15 protein-coding genes are annotated in these 15,808 nt (G+C 57.7%); 12 read left to right on the forward strand and 3 right to left on the reverse strand.

The genetic code is table 11. From position 1 onward, the window contains the following. Positions 1-87: 87 nt before the first annotated feature. The 5 genes from rpsK to NIM86_RS14895 all read left to right on the forward strand — a co-directional run bounded on the left by rpsK (position 88) and on the right by NIM86_RS14895 (position 5,003). A complete protein-coding gene (gene rpsK, locus NIM86_RS14875; RefSeq protein ID WP_121644789.1) occupies positions 88-477 on the forward strand; it encodes a 30S ribosomal protein S11 in 390 nt (129 codons plus the stop codon). Positions 478-586: 109 nt separating this feature from the next. Next, positions 587-1,597 carry a DNA-directed RNA polymerase subunit alpha gene (locus NIM86_RS14880; protein ID WP_253383295.1) on the forward strand — a complete coding sequence of 337 codons (1,011 nt, stop codon included), beginning with the start codon at positions 587-589 and terminating at the stop codon, positions 1,595-1,597. Positions 1,598-1,640: 43 nt separating this feature from the next. Beyond that, a complete protein-coding gene (gene rplQ, locus NIM86_RS14885) occupies positions 1,641-2,069 on the forward strand; it encodes a 50S ribosomal protein L17 (protein WP_253383297.1) in 429 nt (142 codons plus the stop codon). A 130-nt stretch (positions 2,070-2,199) separates the two neighbouring features. Then, positions 2,200-3,660, forward strand: coding sequence for a DegQ family serine endoprotease (locus tag NIM86_RS14890; protein ID WP_253383299.1), 1,461 nt, complete (start codon positions 2,200-2,202; stop codon positions 3,658-3,660). A gap of 11 nt (positions 3,661-3,671) precedes the next feature. Next, the gene (locus NIM86_RS14895; RefSeq protein ID WP_253383300.1) at positions 3,672-5,003 is read left to right on the forward strand and encodes a replication-associated recombination protein A; all 1,332 of its coding nucleotides are present in this window, start codon (positions 3,672-3,674) and stop codon (positions 5,001-5,003) included. Here NIM86_RS14895 and NIM86_RS14900 read toward each other — a convergent pair. Next, on the reverse strand, positions 4,913-6,763 hold the full coding sequence (locus NIM86_RS14900) for a glucan ABC transporter ATP-binding protein/ permease (protein WP_253383483.1): 1,851 nt from the start codon (positions 6,761-6,763) through the stop codon (positions 4,913-4,915). The genes NIM86_RS14895 and NIM86_RS14900 overlap by 91 nt on opposite strands. 443 nt (positions 6,764-7,206) lie before the next feature. Here NIM86_RS14900 and crcB point away from each other — a divergent pair, with 443 nt between their 5' ends. From crcB to NIM86_RS14920, 4 genes are all read left to right on the forward strand, one after another. Next, a complete protein-coding gene (crcB, locus tag NIM86_RS14905; protein WP_253383301.1) occupies positions 7,207-7,581 on the forward strand; it encodes a fluoride efflux transporter CrcB in 375 nt (124 codons plus the stop codon). Between the two features lie 98 nt (positions 7,582-7,679). After that, positions 7,680-8,675: an RluA family pseudouridine synthase gene (locus tag NIM86_RS14910; protein WP_253383302.1), complete on the forward strand. Its 996-nt coding sequence runs from the start codon at positions 7,680-7,682 to the stop codon at positions 8,673-8,675. Beyond that, positions 8,672-9,331, forward strand: a complete 660-nt coding sequence (locus tag NIM86_RS14915) for an HAD-IA family hydrolase (RefSeq protein ID WP_253383303.1) — start codon at positions 8,672-8,674, stop codon at positions 9,329-9,331. Before NIM86_RS14910 ends, NIM86_RS14915 begins: the two co-directional genes overlap by 4 nt. 21 nt (positions 9,332-9,352) lie before the next feature. Further along, positions 9,353-10,150, forward strand: a complete 798-nt coding sequence (locus tag NIM86_RS14920; protein WP_253383304.1) for an ATP12 family chaperone protein — start codon at positions 9,353-9,355, stop codon at positions 10,148-10,150. A gap of 87 nt (positions 10,151-10,237) precedes the next feature. Here the strand turns inward: NIM86_RS14920 and glnA are convergent, their stop codons facing one another. Further along, a complete protein-coding gene (gene glnA, locus NIM86_RS14925) occupies positions 10,238-11,647 on the reverse strand; it encodes a type I glutamate--ammonia ligase (RefSeq protein ID WP_253383305.1) in 1,410 nt (469 codons plus the stop codon). Between the two features lie 85 nt (positions 11,648-11,732). Next, positions 11,733-12,071, reverse strand: a complete 339-nt coding sequence (locus NIM86_RS14930) for a P-II family nitrogen regulator (RefSeq protein WP_253383307.1) — start codon at positions 12,069-12,071, stop codon at positions 11,733-11,735. A gap of 274 nt (positions 12,072-12,345) precedes the next feature. On the opposite strand from NIM86_RS14930, the gene NIM86_RS14935 reads away from it, so the two are divergent. The 3 genes from NIM86_RS14935 (at position 12,346) to NIM86_RS14945 (ending at position 15,776) form a co-directional block, all read left to right on the forward strand. After that, positions 12,346-13,848: an NAD(P)H-hydrate dehydratase gene (locus NIM86_RS14935; protein ID WP_253383308.1), complete on the forward strand. Its 1,503-nt coding sequence runs from the start codon at positions 12,346-12,348 to the stop codon at positions 13,846-13,848. 3 nt (positions 13,849-13,851) lie between these two features. Next, positions 13,852-15,195 (forward strand): DUF2254 domain-containing protein, encoded by a 1,344-nt coding sequence (locus tag NIM86_RS14940; RefSeq protein WP_253383309.1) that lies wholly within the window; start codon positions 13,852-13,854, stop codon positions 15,193-15,195. Between the two features lie 167 nt (positions 15,196-15,362). Beyond that, complete coding sequence (locus NIM86_RS14945; protein ID WP_253383310.1) at positions 15,363-15,776, forward strand: hypothetical protein; 414 nt, start codon at positions 15,363-15,365, stop codon at positions 15,774-15,776. Positions 15,777-15,808 lie beyond the last annotated feature (32 nt).

The following is a 15,808-nucleotide window of genomic DNA, read 5'->3' on the forward strand; positions in this document are numbered from 1 at the left end:
CCGTTGCGCCGGTCGATGCGGAGCAGCGGACATCTGGTGTAGCCGCCGGCATTACGGCGGCGTTGATATCGATTGAAAGGAAATGGAATGGCTAAAGAAGCCGCTCGCGTGCGCCGTCGCGAACGCAAGAATATTTCGTCGGGCGTCGCCCACGTGAACTCCACGTTCAACAACACCATGATCACCATCACCGATGCACAAGGCAACACGATTGCCTGGTCGAGCGCCGGTGCGCAGGGCTTCAAAGGGTCGCGCAAATCGACCCCGTTCGCCGCTCAGATCGCTGCCGAAGATTGCGCCAAGAAGGCGATGGATCACGGCATGAACACGCTTGAGGTCGAAGTTCGCGGCCCGGGCTCTGGTCGTGAGTCGGCTCTTCGCGCATTGCAGGCGGCGGGTTTCACCATCACGTCGATCCGTGATGTGACGCCGATCCCCCATAACGGTGTTCGCGCCAAGAAAAAGCGGCGCGTCTGATCCGTTTCCGCCATTGGCCGTCTTTGCGGAAGACGCGGGCGGCCGAAGACCGTTTCCTCCCAGCCTGCCACGAATGGATGGTGGTAGGCCCACTAAGGAAGAAAACCGAATGATCCAGAAAAATTGGCAGGAACTGATCAAGCCGAACAAGATCGAGGTCGGGTCCAAAAAGGGCAATGTCACGACGCTGGTTGCCGAGCCGCTTGAACGCGGGTTCGGCCTGACGCTTGGCAATGCGCTGCGCCGTGTGCTGCTTTCCTCCCTGCGGGGTGCGGCTGTAACGGCCGTCCAGATCGACGGCGTTCTGCACGAATTCTCATCCGTTCCTGGCGTCCGTGAAGATGTTACGGACATCATTTTGAACATCAAGGAAATCGCCATCAAAATGGACGGCGAAGGCCCCAAGCGCATGGTCGTGCGCAAGGCCGGACCTGGAACCGTTACCGCTGGCGACATCCAGACTGTCGGCGATGTCGAGATCCTCAATCCCGATCACGTGATCTGTACGCTCGACCGCGATGCGGAAGTGCGCATGGAATTCACCGTCGATAACGGCAAGGGCTACGAGCCCGCAGACCGCAACCGCTCCGAAGACAGCCCCATTGGGCTTATTCTGGTCGATGCGCTGTTCTCGCCGGTGCGCAAGGTCTCCTACAAGGTGGAGAACACGCGTGAAGGCCAGGTGCTTGACTACGACAAGCTGACGCTGACGATCGAGACGGACGGTTCGATCTCCGGTGAGGACAGCGTGGCCTACGCGGCGCGCATTCTTCAGGATCAGCTTTCGATCTTCGTCAACTTCGAAGAGCCGCAGCGTGAAAGCGCGACGGAACAGGCCAGCGAACTGGCCTTCAACCCGGCGCTTCTGAAGAAGGTCGACGAGCTGGAGCTTTCGGTCCGCTCGGCGAACTGCCTGAAGAACGACAACATCGTCTACATTGGCGATCTCATTCAGAAGACCGAAGCCGAGATGCTCCGTACGCCGAATTTCGGCCGCAAGTCGCTGAACGAGATCAAGGAAGTTCTCGCCTCCATGGGCCTTCACCTCGGCATGGAAGTGCCGGACTGGCCGCCGGAGAACATCGACGAACTGGCCAAGCGCTACGAAGACCAATACTGAGGCGCGAACGCGTCCTCTCGATTGAAACGAAAGGAACAGGCTCATGCGTCACGGTAACCGGGGCCGGAAATTCAACCGCACTCACGAGCATCGCAAGGCGATGTTCGCAAACATGGCGGCATCGCTCATCACTCACGAGCAGATCGTCACCACTCTGCCGAAGGCAAAGGATCTGCGTCCGATCGTCGAAAAACTTGTCACACTCGGCAAGCGAGGCGATCAGCACGCCCGCCGGATGGTGGCATCGCAGATCCAGGACGAAGCTGCAGCCAAGCGCCTCTTCGATGAGGTCGCACCGCGCTACTCAGAGCGCAATGGCGGCTATCTTCGCATCATGAAAGCCGGCTTCCGGCACGGCGACAATGCGCCGATGGCAGTGATCGAATTCGTCGATCGCGACGAGGACGCCAAGGGCAAGGCCGATCGTGAGCGAATGGAAGCGGAAGCCGAGGCGGAAACAGAGGAAGCATAAGCTTCCATGCATCGTTAAGAATGAGGAGGGACGGTCGAAAGGCCGTCCCTTTTTCGTCTCCTATGGCATGTCATCCCTTCACCATGCTCGGCGCATATCGGAAACTGTCGTGAAGACGAGGATGAGGCCTATGATTCGCACCGCTTGGATTTTTCTGATGCTCTGCCTTGGGGGCGGCTTTGCTGGCAGCGCTTCAGCCGCAAATGCAACCCTTGAAGGACTTCTGAACCAATTGCGCGGTGACAGCGAGAGCGTCGCGGTTGAACGACAGGTTCCGGCAAGCGCTTCCGAGATGAAGATGTCCTTCGCGCCCTTGGTTCGAGAAACCGCACCTGCGGTGGTCAACGTTTATGCAACGCAAATGGCCCGCGCGCAGCGCTCGCCCTTTGAGGGCGATCCCTTTTTCGATCAGTTTTTTCGCCGAAGTCCCAGCCGCTCCAGGCGCAGACCATCCTCACTCGGCTCCGGCGTTATCGTGGACCCATCGGGTCTGGTGGTCACAAACAACCATGTTATCGAAGGCGCAGACGAGGTTCGCATCGCGCTGAATAACGGTCGCGAACTCGAAGCGGAAATCGTGCTGCGCGATGAGAGCGTCGATCTGGCGATCCTCCGCGTGGATGACGGCAGCAACCTGCCGGCTCTGGACTTCGCCGATAGCGACTCCATGGAGGTCGGCGATCTTGTCCTTGCCATTGGCAATCCGTTTGGCGTCGGTCAGACCGTGACAAGCGGCATCGTTTCGGCGCTTGCCCGAAATCATGTCGGCGTTTCCGACTTCAATTTCTTCATTCAGACCGATGCAGCAATAAACCCTGGCAATTCAGGTGGCGCATTGGTCGATATGGATGGCCATCTTGCTGGTATCAATACGGCAATCTATTCACGCTCCGGCGGATCGAACGGGATCGGCTTTTCCATTCCTGCCAACATGGTGCGGGCCTTTCTTGCCGCAGCCAAGGCTGGCGAAACACGCTTCGAACGGCCCTGGCTGGGCGCGGCGTTCTCTCCCGTGACAAAGGATATCGCCGAGGCGATGGGTTTGGATCGTCCACGCGGCGTGCTCGTCGCCGATGTGATCGAAAACAGCCCCGCCGAGAAGTGCGATATCGAGGCCGGCGACGCAATTTTGGCAATGGATAGCCGGCCCATCGAGCATCCCGACGCGCTTGGCTATCGGCTGGCAACCCATCCGATCGGCACGAAAGCCCAATTCACGATTCTGCGGAATGGGAAAGAGATGCAGATCGTCTGCACGCCAGCGCGTGCGCCAGACCTGTCGGCCAACGCAATTTTACTGGCTGGCGAGCAGCCGCTTGCCGGAGCGCAAATTGCTGATTTGACGACGGCGTTGTCACAGCGGATGCAACTGAAAGGCGCGCCATCGAGTGGCGCGGTCGTGGTCGGTATTGAAAAGGAATCGGTTGCAGCCGCCTACGGCTTTCAGCCAGGCGATGCGATCGTCGAATTGAATGGGAACATGATCGACAGCGCTGCGGCTCTCAAGCGCGTCGTCGACGAAGGATCGCGGTTCTGGCGTATCTCCTTGATCCGCGACGGTCGGACATACCGCCAGATGTTCAATTTCTAGTCGAACGATCCATGGCCGATCTTTTCCAGCAACACGAAGGTGAACTCGACGAGGGTTCCGGTAGCGGATCGCCGAACCGGCCTCTCGCTGATCGTCTTCGGCCGACCGCATTGTCGGAAGTCGTCGGACAGCCGCATTTGACAGGCGGGGAGGGCGCGCTGACGCGTATGCGGTCGTCCGGCACTCTGGGCTCGATGATTTTTTGGGGACCGCCCGGGACAGGGAAAACAACTGTCGCACGCCTGCTGGCAGGTCAAACGGACCTCTCATTCGAACAAATCTCGGCGATCTTCTCCGGTGTGGCCGATCTGAAGAAAGTTTTCGAAGCAGCTCGCCTGCGCCGCTCGCAGGGTCGGCAGACGCTTTTGTTTATTGATGAAATCCATCGCTTCAACCGCGCGCAGCAGGACAGTTTTCTGCCGGTCATGGAGGACGGTACAGTCATTCTCGTCGGGGCGACGACCGAGAATCCGAGTTTTGAATTGAATGCGGCATTGCTATCGCGCGCCCGTGTTCTCACCTTCCGCTCCTTGCAAACGGATGACATCGAATTGCTTCTGGCCCGAGCAGAAGAAGCGGAAGGAAAGGCCTTACCACTGGATGACGATGCGCGCGCCGTTGTGGTCCGCATGGCGGATGGTGACGGGCGGGCCGCGTTGACGCTGGCAGAGGAAATCTGGCGCTCCGCCAAAATAGGTGAAACACTCAATGCGGATGAGTTGCAATCCATCCTTCAGCGCCGTGCGCCGATATACGATAAGGGCCAGGATGGGCATTACAATCTGATCTCGGCGCTGCATAAGGCAGTGCGAGGCTCAGATCCGGACGCCGCTCTCTATTATCTCTGCCGAATGTTGGACGCTGGCGAGGATCCGCTCTTTCTTGGCCGCCGGCTCATCCGCATGGCCAGCGAGGATATCGGCCTTGCCGATCCGCAAGCGCTTGTCATAACAAATGCCGCCAAGGACGCTTATGACTATCTTGGCAGTCCCGAAGGCGAACTGGCTCTCGCGCAAGCCGCCATCTATCTTGCGACCGCTCCCAAATCCAATGCAGCCTACACAGCTTACAAATCGGCTATGCGGAGCGCCAAGGAAAACGGGTCGCTTTTGCCGCCACGGCATATCCTCAATGCGCCCACCAAGCTCATGAAGGAAGAGGGCAACGGCGAAGGTTATCGATACGATCACGATCAGCCCGACGCCTTTTCAGGCCAGAACTATTTTCCGGAAGCGATGGAGCGGCAGCAATATTACCGGCCCGTCGATCGTGGTTTCGAACGGGACATCGGCAAACGGCTGGAATATTGGAGCAAGCTGCGCCGTGAGCGGGGAAAGGGCTGAACGTTGCTTCCTGCCTGCTCGATGGAAATGGGGTCCACCGGCTCGGTTTGAAAGCCGCCAGCGGCCAGGAGATCGGCAAATCGGCCGCCAGTAGCAGCCAGTTGCTGATACTGACCTTTTTCGACGATACGGCCGTCCTCGATGACGAGAATGAGATCGGCATCGCGGATCGTTGAAAGCCGGTGCGCCACCACAAAAGTTGTCCGACCCTGCCGCAACTGATCGAGTGCCATCTGAACCTTGCTTTCGGTTTCCACGTCCAGTGCGCTTGTCGCTTCGTCCAGAACCAGAATCGGTGCGTTCTTCAGCACGGCGCGGGCAATGGCTATACGCTGACGTTCACCGCCGGAAAGGCAGCCGCCGCGGTCGCCAGCCGAGGCGTTGTAACCACCATCCTTGCATTCGATGAAACCGTCCGCCGACGCCGCTTTCGCAGCCCGGACGATCTCGTCATGGCTGGCCGGTTCCCGGCCGACACGGATATTCTCTTCAATGGTTCTGTTCAGGATCGATGGGTCCTGGAAGACCGTCGCGATATTCTTACGCAGTGAGTGCTGGGACACCTCGCTAATATCGGTCCCGTCAATGGTTATCCGCCCTTCGGATGGCGACTGCACCGCCTGTAGCAGGTTGATGATCGTGCTCTTACCTGAGCCGGTCGGCCCGACAAGCGCGACCGTCTGGCCAGGCAGTACCTCGAAGTCGATATTTGTCACGCCGCGGCTTGATGATGGATAGCAGAAGGAGACATTCTCGAAGCGAACCGCCCCGGAGACATGTTCTATTGCGCACTGATTTGCGCCGGTCAGCTCTCCACCCTGTTGGTCTTCCAACTGATAGAACGCCTGAAGGCGCGCTCGGCTGTCATGAAGCTGATTAAGGAAGCCGGTGATCTGGTCGAGGCGCGAGATAAGCAGGCCGGCGAAACCGGTGAATGCGACGACTTCACCGATCGCAAGCTCGCCACGGCTCACCAGCATGCTGCCGATCAAGAGAACGACGGCCATGGAAAGTGTCGATGCAAGGCGGTTCAACGTGGCCGCAATCGCCCACCAGTTGAGAACTGGATATTGTTCGTCCAGAAGACGCCGCGCAAAAATGCGCAGCGTATTCGTTTCCGTCGCGATGCGGTTATAGCTTTGTAGAAGGCCGACATGGCTGACTGTGTCAGTCACATGCCCAAAGACGCGGTGGTTCGACTGTTCGAGCGCGCGCTGCCCATTCTCGGTCTTACCCATAACAAAGCGGCTTGTCGCCGCATATGCCGCGGCCAGAGAAAAGAGAACCACACTGAGCCGCCAATCCATTGCCAGCGCGGTCGGGACCAGGAAGATCAAAGCGACGACGGTCGCCAGATGAACCCGCATAAAGTCCAACCATAGGCCGAACAGTGTATCGACCCCGCGCAGCATCGTATGCAAAACGCGCGACCCGCCAGATTGCTGATGAAAGGCAAGAGGCAGGCGCATCGCGTGCTCGTAGCTTTCGAGAAGCACTCTCATCTTGTTTTTGTTGGCCAGACGGTCGCCGGCGAGGGCGACGAGAATGAAGGCAACGATGTTGAAGGCGCCTACGGCCAGCCAGAGCGCCAACTCCGATACGAGCACGCCATTGCCGGCGATCGCATCGAAGACATGACCGAGAAGAACGGGCTCATAAACCGCAACGGCAGCCAAAGCGACATTGGCGCCGCAGATGACAGTAACGCGTTTCTTTTCCGGGAAGAGATATCCGATAGCTCTCAGATAGAGCGATGGCATGGACGAAGAGGAAACAGATTCAGAATATAACAAAATAAATGTACCCGCAGATTTGCTGCGCCGCCGCAAAACAGGCGCTCGGCACCACACATTGAACTCAGCACCATACGATGGCGCTAATGAGCCGATGGTTGGTGAAAGCGTAATGCCTTGGCAACAAATGGGTTTCGGGCGACGAAAAAGGTGCTCGATGGAAATGTGATAGCCATATGACGTCGATATCGCAATGCAATATCAGATTCAGCTTACATAGAATCCTTCAAGCAATTGAAATCGCGAGAATAAGGCAAAATGACTTTATATTTCGGTGAGCTAATAAGGCAGCAAATTGAGAGATTTGGTATGCAAAAAACGCGCATCTTCTATACGCCTCGAACATGGCTCTGGCGAGCCTCATGCGCGACTGTTAATGCCAATCGTGAATTGTAAATTGGGGACCGGGCATGCAGGGTTTTTTTGCGGTTATGGCGGGTGGGGCGCTTGGTGCTCTGTCACGGCATCTCGTTGGTATAGGAACGTTCCGCTTGTTTGGACCCGGCTTTCCTGTAGGCACCCTGACAGTGAATATTCTGGGCTCGTTTATCATGGGTGTGATTGTAAGCTGGGTTTTGCCGCGTCTGCCGGGTGTCGAATGGAAGCTTTTTCTTGCGACCGGTTTTCTCGGCGGGTTCACCACATTTTCCTCATTCAGCCTTGATGTCGCGACCCTATGGGAGAGGGGCGAAGCCACACAGTCGCTTCTCTATGTCGCGGCCAGCGTCGTCCTTGCCATTTTAGCCTTGTTTGCAGGGCTGGCCTTGGGGCGCATGGCCGGTTAGGACACTTCCTCTCAAAAAGGGCTCTGCCCTTGATCGGCCTCAGGCAGAAACGGTCTGCTGCGGTCGATCAATATTGCGATGCCATCAACAGGACCGCCATGGCCGGAGTGGAACAGATAACAGTGGATGCAGACGAAGCAGGTATGCGCGTCGATCGCTGGTTCAAATCGCACTATCCGGGACTCGGTTTCGGCGCGCTACAAAAGCTGCTGCGTAGTGGACAGGTACGGGTCGATGGCGGCCGGGTGAAGTCCGACACTCGGCTCCAGCCAGGACAAACAGTTCGCATCCCGCCCATGGCAACGGATCGCAAGCAATCCGGCCCGCTGACGCACCGGACAATGCGGGACAGAGCCGATGGCGACCTGTTATCGTCAATGCTGCTGCACGAGGACAAGAAGGTCTTGGTCTTCAACAAGCCAGCAAGCCTCGCCGTGCAGGGTGGGTCCGGCATCCTTCGCTCGGTCGACTCCATGCTGGAAGCCTGGCGCAGCCCGAAAGGCGAAAAGCCACGGCTCGTACACCGGCTCGACAGAGATACGTCCGGCGTCCTGGTCGTAGCCAGGACACGCGGTGCAGCTCAGAAATTAACCGAAGCATTTCGCGTCCGCACGACCCAGAAAACCTACTGGGCGCTGGTGAAGGGCGTGCCAAAACCGGCAAGCGGCCGAATATCGACCTGGCTGGTCAAGGAGCCGACGCCGGACGGCGATCGTATGAGAAACGTTCGTCATGGTCGGGAAGGGGCGGATCACGCTCTATCGACCTATGAGGTGATTGAGCGCGCCGGTCAGGATCTTGCCTGGCTGAAGATGGAACCGGAGACCGGTCGAACCCATCAGTTACGGGTGCATGCATTGCATATCGGCCATCCGATTATTGGCGATACCAAATATTTCGAGGCCGATCACAATTGGGATTTTCCAGGCGGCATACAGAATAAGCTGCATTTGCACGCCCGGCGAATTCGCATTCCCCATCCAAATGGCGGTGTTTTGGACGTAACCGCGCCGCTGCCGCCGCACATGGTGCAAAGCTGGAATCTGCTCGGGCTGGACGAAAACGCGGCGGAACAATCAGAGCAGGGCGAATGAAACTCGTTCTCTTCGATTGCGACGGCACTCTTGTGGACGGCGCTGGGCTGATCTGCGCCACTATGGACGCGACCTTTGCGGAACATGGTCTACCCCTGCCGCCTACAAAAGCGACACGCAATGTCATAGGTCGCAGCCTCGACCTGGCTATCGCCGAACTCCTTCCCGCAAATGCGGCGTCGGATGTGCCGCATCTGGTTCAGCGCTACAAGGAGCACTATCATCGTATGCGGCTCGCCGGACAATACGCCGATCCGATCTATGACGGGATCGCTGAATTGATCGCCACGCTTGAAATGAGAGACGACGTTTTGCTGGGCATCGTGACCGGCAAAAGTAGACGGGGTGTCGCCAGCGTTTTTGCCGCGCATGGTTTCGGCGATCACTTCGTGACGGTGCGAACCGCAGATGATTGTCCTAGCAAGCCCCACCCCGCAATGGTGTGGGAATGTTGCTCGGAGACGGGAATGGAGCCCGCAGATACGCTGGTGATTGGCGATACGGTTTACGATATGGAGATGGCCGTATCCGCCGACGCGAGGGCCATCGGCGTTGATTGGGGCTATGGTTCAGTCGATGCGCTGCGGCGTGCAGGCGCGGAGGTGGTCCTGTCGCGGCCGGATCAACTTCTGACGTGTCTGCCTGAGGCTGTGTAGGAAACGAAGGGAAGCGGGTCTATGCGCGATCAACTGGAGTCGATCGAAAAGGGGGGCCAGGATACCGCCTCCGATCCCACCCAAAAAGCCCGTGAGCAGATGCGACGTCCGCTGCCAAAACGCTTCTACAAAAACGCAGATGTCGGGGAGACCGACGATTCTTCCGGATATGCTGTGCTGTTGGACGGGCGGGTGGTGAAAACGCCTGGTCAGAAAGTTCTGGCTTTCCCGACAAGGGACATGGCCGCACTCGTGGCGAATGAGTTCGCCGATCAGGTGGATGTTCTTGACCCCTTGAAAATGCCTGTTTTCCGCCTGGCCAACAGCGCGGCTGAAGGGGTTGCAGAAAATATGATGGCGGTCGCTGATGATCTGGTTCGCTTCGCTGGGTCTGATTTGCTCTGCTACAGGGCCGAAGCGCCAGAAGGTCTGGTAGAGAATCAGCGCCGGGCCTGGGACCCCGTACTGGTCTGGCTATGCGACGATATCGGCGCAGATTTTAAGACGACGGGCGGCATTGTGTTTACCGAGCAGCCCGCCGACGCGCTGGAGACGATTTCGCGTCATATCTCAACCTATGATAACCCATTTCAGCTTGCAGCAATTCATTCCATGACGACGTTGACAGGCTCGGTCATGTTGGCGCTTGCAGTTGCGGCAGAAAAATTCGATGCGGAGACCGCCTGGTCCGCTGCTCACGTCGATGAAGACTGGAACATCGCGCTATGGGGTGAGGATTACGAAGCGCGGAAGCGGCGCGAGACGCGCTGGATCGAGATGAAAGCTGCCGCCGATCTTTTTCATGCAGCCAGGCGCTGACACATTCGCCTCATGTCATAAAATGCAGCGGAATGAAAAAGGCCCCGGCAAAACCGGGGCCTTTCCTTTTGTCACAAGAACTGTCGATCAGACAGAGTAGTACATGTCGAACTCGACCGGGTGCGGCGTGTGTTCGAAGCGGATGACTTCTTCCATCTTCAGGTCGATATAGGCATCGATCTGGTCGTCATCGAAGACACCGCCTGCCGTCAGGAAGGACCGGTCGGCATCGACGCTTTCCAAGGCCTCACGCAAAGAAGCGCAGACCGTCGGGATGTCTTTCAGTTCCTCCGGCGGCAGATCGTAGAGATCCTTGTCCATCGCATCGCCAGGATGAACCTTGTTTTTGATACCGTCGAGGCCAGCCATCAGCATGGAAGCGAAGCAGAGGTAAGGGTTAGCCGTCGGATCCGGGAAGCGAACCTCGACGCGCTTGCTCTTGGGCGAGGAGCCGAACGGAATACGGCAGGACGCAGACCGGTTGCGCGCCGAATAGGCGAGCAGAACCGGAGCCTCGAAGCCTGGCACGAGACGCTTGTAGGAGTTCGTCGACGGGTTGGTGAAGGCATTCAGCGCTTTAGCGTGCTTGATGATGCCGCCGATGTAATAGAGGCAGCTCTCGGAAAGACCGGCATACTGGTCACCGGCAAAGGTCGGCTCGCCGCCTTTCCAGATCGACTGGTGGCAATGCATGCCGGTGCCGTTGTCGCCGTAGACAGGCTTCGGCATGAACGTCGCCGTCTTGCCATAGGCGCTTGCGACCTGATGCACAACGTATTTGTAGATCTGCATCTTGTCGGCGTTGCGCACCATTTCGTCGAACATGATGCCGAGTTCGTGCTGGGCAGCCGCAACTTCGTGGTGATGCTTTTCGACCGTGACGCCCATCTCGGTCAGAACGGTCAGCATCTCGGAACGCATGTCCTGCGCGCTGTCTACCGGCGGAACCGGGAAGTAGCCGCCCTTGGTGCGTACCCTGTGGCCAAGGTTTCCGGTCTCGTAATCCGCGCCCATATTCGTCGGCAGTTCGATGTTGTCGAGCTGGAAGCGCGTATCGTACGGATCGGTGCTGAACTTGACGTCGTCGAAAACGAAAAACTCGGCTTCCGGGCCGAAATAAATGGTGTCGCCGATCCCTTCGCCCTTCATGTAGGCTTCTGCCTTCTTGGCCGTACCGCGCGGGTCGCGGTTGTACGACTCGCCGGAAACCGGGTCGAGAATGTCGCAGAAGACCGACATGGTGGACTGGGCGAAGAATGGGTCGACATGCGCCGTATCGGTATCCGGCATCAGAAGCATGTCGGACTCGTTGATCGCCTTCCAGCCGGCAATGGACGAGCCGTCGAACATCACGCCTTCGGCGAAGAGATCTTCGTCGCAGAGGCTGGCGTCCATTGTGACGTGCTGCATCTTGCCGCGCGGGTCGGTAAAGCGCAGGTCCACGAATTTCACATCATTGTCTTTGATCTGCTTTGCGATATCGCTAGCCGAAGTCATTCTATGCGTTCCCCTTGGGTTCGTTACGCGGTTGGCTTTTCACTGGCTGGCGCCAGTTGTGAGAGAGGGAAGGTGCTCGTCCCAATCATACGGCATCGGCGCCGGTTTCTCCGGTGCGGATGCGGATCACTTCTTCGATGGCGGAAACGAAAATCTTGCCATCGCCGATCCGGCCTGTCTGGGCGGCATTGCGGATGGCATCGATGGCCGCTTCCACACTTTCGTCGGGAAGGACGATCTCGACTTTTACCTTCGGTAGAAAGTCCACGACATATTCGGCGCCCCGATAAAGCTCGGTGTGACCTTTCTGGCGTCCAAACCCCTTGGCTTCCGTAACGGTGATTCCCTGCAGTCCAACGTCCTGCAGCGCCTCTTTCACCTCGTCCAGTTTGAAGGGTTTGATGATCGCTTCGATCTTTTTCATGGAATTTGGAGGCCTCCCCTGATGAAGTGACCGGGTGCTAGGTGCCCGCCCGGTATGAATTAAGCATGATCCGTGCCAGTCCTTGGCCGGCTTTGTAAAAGACCGGGCAGCCGGAACCGGCTGGATTGGATCGATGTATACTATTCAAGCCAATGCCTAAATGATGAGCAATTTGCATTCAAGTTAAGCGCGTCCTGACCGGGCATTTTTGCGTTTACGGTTGATTGATCCAAAATCGCTTGCATCTATCTCCCCCGATCAATGGGTAGCGAGCATGCATCTTCTTTCGACGCAGGACATGGGTCAGGCTGACCGGCTGACAATAGAGAGCGGCGTTGCAGGCGTCACCCTCATGCGCAATGCAGCCGAGGCGGTAGCGCGCCTGATACGCTCTATCGCAAAGCCCGACCAGTCAATTCAGGTCCTTTGCGGCCCGGGAAACGATGGCGGGGATGGATACGCTCTTGGAGCGATACTCGCGGCTGAATGGCGCGATGTGACGATCTACGCATTGGGAAAGCCGCGCCCCGATAGCGATGCGGCATGGGCGAAAACGCAATGGGGGAGAACGGTTCACGCAATTGCCGAATTCGCTCCTCATGAGGCTGTTCTGATCGTTGACGCACTTTTTGGGGCAGGGCTCTCCAGAGACATTGAAGGCGACGCCGCCGATGCAATAGAAAAAGCCAACCAATCCGGCGCCTGCATCGTTGCAGTGGACGTGCCGAGCGGTATTGGCGGCGATGACGGACAGGTTCATGGAACGGCTATCACGGCCGAACATACGGTTACGTTTTTTCGCGGCAAACCAGGTCATTGGCTTTATCCGGGTCGGGCTCATTGCGGAGAACTTTACGTCGAAGATATCGGCATCGACGAAAAGGTCCTGCAGATCATCGAACCACGCTATCGGTTGAATGGTCCCGCGCTTTGGTTGCCCGATCTACCGATGCCGCAAGACGATACTCACAAGTATGATCGCGGCGGGGCGGCGGTTTTATCGGGTAACGCGCTCTCGACGGGCGCATCGCGGCTTTCCGCGCGTGCCGCCGCCAGAGTCGGGGCAGGGGCCATAACCCTGATCGCTCCGGAGCGCGCCGCTTACATTCATGCCGTGCACGTAACGGCTATCATGGTGAACCAGGCAGCCTCACCCAAAGCCGTGATAGAGCGCGTTGCCAAGGGCAGGGAGCGTGCCCTGGTGGCCGGTCCGGGCTACGGCGTCGGTCAGGAACTTCGTGAAATCGTATTGGGCTGTCTGGTTTCGAATGCTGAGGAAGGTCCGAACCGAACCATTGTCCTGGATGCCGATGCCTTGACTAGTTTTCACGATGAGCCGGACATCTTATTCGACGCGATCGGGCGATCACGTCATCGGGTTATTATGACGCCGCATTCGGGCGAGTTCGCCCGCCTTTTTCCTGACCTGGCTTCGGACAGCAGGCCCAAAACAGAGAAGGCGTCGAGAACCGCTGGTCGTGCGGGCGCGATTGTGCTTCTCAAAGGGCCTGACACAATCATTGCGGAGCCGAATGGGCGCATAGCCATCAATACGAATGGCACGCCGCTACTTGCGACGGCGGGTTCCGGCGATGTGCTGGCAGGCATGATCGCAGGTCTGTGCGCGCAATCAATGCCGGGATTCGAGGCGGCCTGTGCGGCAGTGTGGCTTCATTCTGAGGCTGCCCGTCGCTTCGGAACGGGATTGACGGCGGACGATCTGCCCGACCAATTGCCAGCCGTTCTGCAGCAACTCCAAGGTCAGAAAAGGCAATAAAGCATGAGGATCAGACTCAAGCGCTTCTGGCGTTGGCTCAAGGGGCGTCTATGGGTTCGTCCCGCCGTCTATTGCGTCGTGGCGATCGCGACGGTGACGATTGCGACCACCACTGACACCTTTATTCCGGAGATTGCCTTCCTGGACGTGTCGGTGGAGACCATCGAAAGCCTTCTGACGATCATTGCTTCATCCATGTTGGCGGTAGCGACTTTCGCAGTCTCCGTGATGGTATCGACCTATAACGCGGCGCTGAGCAGCACGACCCCCCGCGCTTTTGAAATTGTTGTATCCGATACCTCCACGCGGCAGGCAATCTCCAGCTTTATCGGCGCTTTCATTTTCGCCATGATCGGGTTGATCGGCGTCAATTTCAGCTATTTCGGCTCACCCGGTCGGGTCGTTCTGTTCATGATGACGCTGGCCGTGTTCATCTGGGTTGTCGGAACTTTCGTTTACTGGATCGATCATGTCACGCGTATGGGCCAGTTGCGCCATACCATCGAGCGGGTCGCCGACCACGCAACGCAGCTGCTGGCCAAATACATTGCCAATCCGGCGCGGATGGGGGTTCTGGCCGAATTGGACGAAGCGCCGCCCCAGGATGGCCGACCGATATATCCCCGAAAAGCCGGGATTGTGATTGGCTATAGTTGCGAGGATATTCGCGCCGCAATGGGCGATGGCTCATGGGGTGTTTTCGTCGACGCCATTCCAGGCGCCACGGTCTCTCCCCGTGATCCTCTCATCTGGGTACGCGGCGTGCAAATCGATGAGGAAACCGAAGACGCCTTGCGGGACTGTTTTGAAGTGGGGCCTGTCCGTACGCTTAGCGAAGATCCGGTAATGGGATTGCGGATTTTAGGCGAAATCGCCGAGCGGGCTCTGTCGCCCGGCATCAATGATCCCGGCACCGCCATCGATATTATCGATACGGTCGTTTCGGTCTTCAACAATGCCCGGATCGATGCACAGAATATCGGAAAATGGGAAGCGGACGATCGCATTCGCGTACGGGCGATTTCACCGGACGCTCTTATTTCATCGGCTTTTATGGGAATCGGGCGCGATGGAGCGGGCTCGGTCGAGGTTGCGGAAGAACTGCAGCTAAGTCTCCGGTCCCTCCATCAAATCCTGCCAACGGAGTATAACGCCCCGTTACGACGGCAGGCGAAAATCGCGTTCGCCTATGTTGAGAAAGCGCTTACATTCGATTGGGAACGCGACAGAGTGCGCAACGCGGCCGGATTTTTGCTTGAGGACGCGGAGGCTGACGACACGGCGAGCGAAATGGCAGCCCAGTCAATGGATTTTTCCCGTTTCAAGCCCGATTGGCGATCACTCTGACAAACCAATGGCGACGATCTCGGGCACCATCGTAATCTTGTTCATGAGCGCAGCGTGTCTCGGTATGACATCAAGTCCCTAAAGCCAGAAATTCGGTTGGCTGAAACTTTCATGCCGTCGTCGCCGTCCTTGATCGGGTGAACCCCACCCCTGAAAAGGAACACTCTATGAATAAGATTTTTGCCACCTCGCTTTCCGTTGTTGCTCTTGGCTTCGCTTCTGCAGCTTCCGCTCAATCCACCGCTGCGGTGAGCGCATCGGATCAGGATATGAGTGGCGGCACCGTGATGGCGGAAAGTGTGACAGCCCCTGCCAATGGCTGGCTCGTCGTGCACCGCACCGAGGACGGCGCCAAACCGGGTCCGGTCGTCGGTTATGCACCCCTCGTGGCCGGTGAAAACGAAAACGTATCGGCAATCCTGCAGGAAGAAATCGCATCGGGCGATCAGCTCATGCTGATGGTTCATGGCGAAGACGGCGGTATGAAGACGGGTGTTTTCGAATATTCGCTCGGCGCCAAGGAGGATGGCCCTGTCCGCGTGGATGACAAGCTTGTCATGTCGGTTGTGACGGCACAGTAAAATCTAGCAGAAGAATATTGTCACCTCGGCGC

Origin of the sequence: Notoacmeibacter sp. MSK16QG-6 (assembly GCF_024158145.1) — a bacterium.
GTDB lineage: Bacteria > Pseudomonadota > Alphaproteobacteria > Rhizobiales > Rhizobiaceae > Notoacmeibacter.

Coding starts and splice junctions, on each gene's coding strand:
- rpsK (WP_121644789.1), top strand. CDS start 88: ATGGCTAAAGAAGCCGCTCGCGTGCGCCGTCGCGAACGCAAGAATATT.
- NIM86_RS14880 (WP_253383295.1), top strand. CDS start 587: ATGATCCAGAAAAATTGGCAGGAACTGATCAAGCCGAACAAGATCGAG.
- rplQ (WP_253383297.1), top strand. CDS start 1,641: ATGCGTCACGGTAACCGGGGCCGGAAATTCAACCGCACTCACGAGCAT.
- NIM86_RS14890 (WP_253383299.1), top strand. CDS start 2,200: ATGATTCGCACCGCTTGGATTTTTCTGATGCTCTGCCTTGGGGGCGGC.
- NIM86_RS14895 (WP_253383300.1), top strand. CDS start 3,672: ATGGCCGATCTTTTCCAGCAACACGAAGGTGAACTCGACGAGGGTTCC.
- NIM86_RS14900 (WP_253383483.1), bottom strand. CDS start 6,763: ATGCCATCGCTCTATCTGAGAGCTATCGGATATCTCTTCCCGGAAAAG.
- crcB (WP_253383301.1), top strand. CDS start 7,207: ATGCAGGGTTTTTTTGCGGTTATGGCGGGTGGGGCGCTTGGTGCTCTG.
- NIM86_RS14910 (WP_253383302.1), top strand. CDS start 7,680: ATGGCCGGAGTGGAACAGATAACAGTGGATGCAGACGAAGCAGGTATG.
- NIM86_RS14915 (WP_253383303.1), top strand. CDS start 8,672: ATGAAACTCGTTCTCTTCGATTGCGACGGCACTCTTGTGGACGGCGCT.
- NIM86_RS14920 (WP_253383304.1), top strand. CDS start 9,353: ATGCGCGATCAACTGGAGTCGATCGAAAAGGGGGGCCAGGATACCGCC.
- glnA (WP_253383305.1), bottom strand. CDS start 11,647: ATGACTTCGGCTAGCGATATCGCAAAGCAGATCAAAGACAATGATGTG.
- NIM86_RS14930 (WP_253383307.1), bottom strand. CDS start 12,071: ATGAAAAAGATCGAAGCGATCATCAAACCCTTCAAACTGGACGAGGTG.
- NIM86_RS14935 (WP_253383308.1), top strand. CDS start 12,346: ATGCATCTTCTTTCGACGCAGGACATGGGTCAGGCTGACCGGCTGACA.
- NIM86_RS14940 (WP_253383309.1), top strand. CDS start 13,852: ATGAGGATCAGACTCAAGCGCTTCTGGCGTTGGCTCAAGGGGCGTCTA.
- NIM86_RS14945 (WP_253383310.1), top strand. CDS start 15,363: ATGAATAAGATTTTTGCCACCTCGCTTTCCGTTGTTGCTCTTGGCTTC.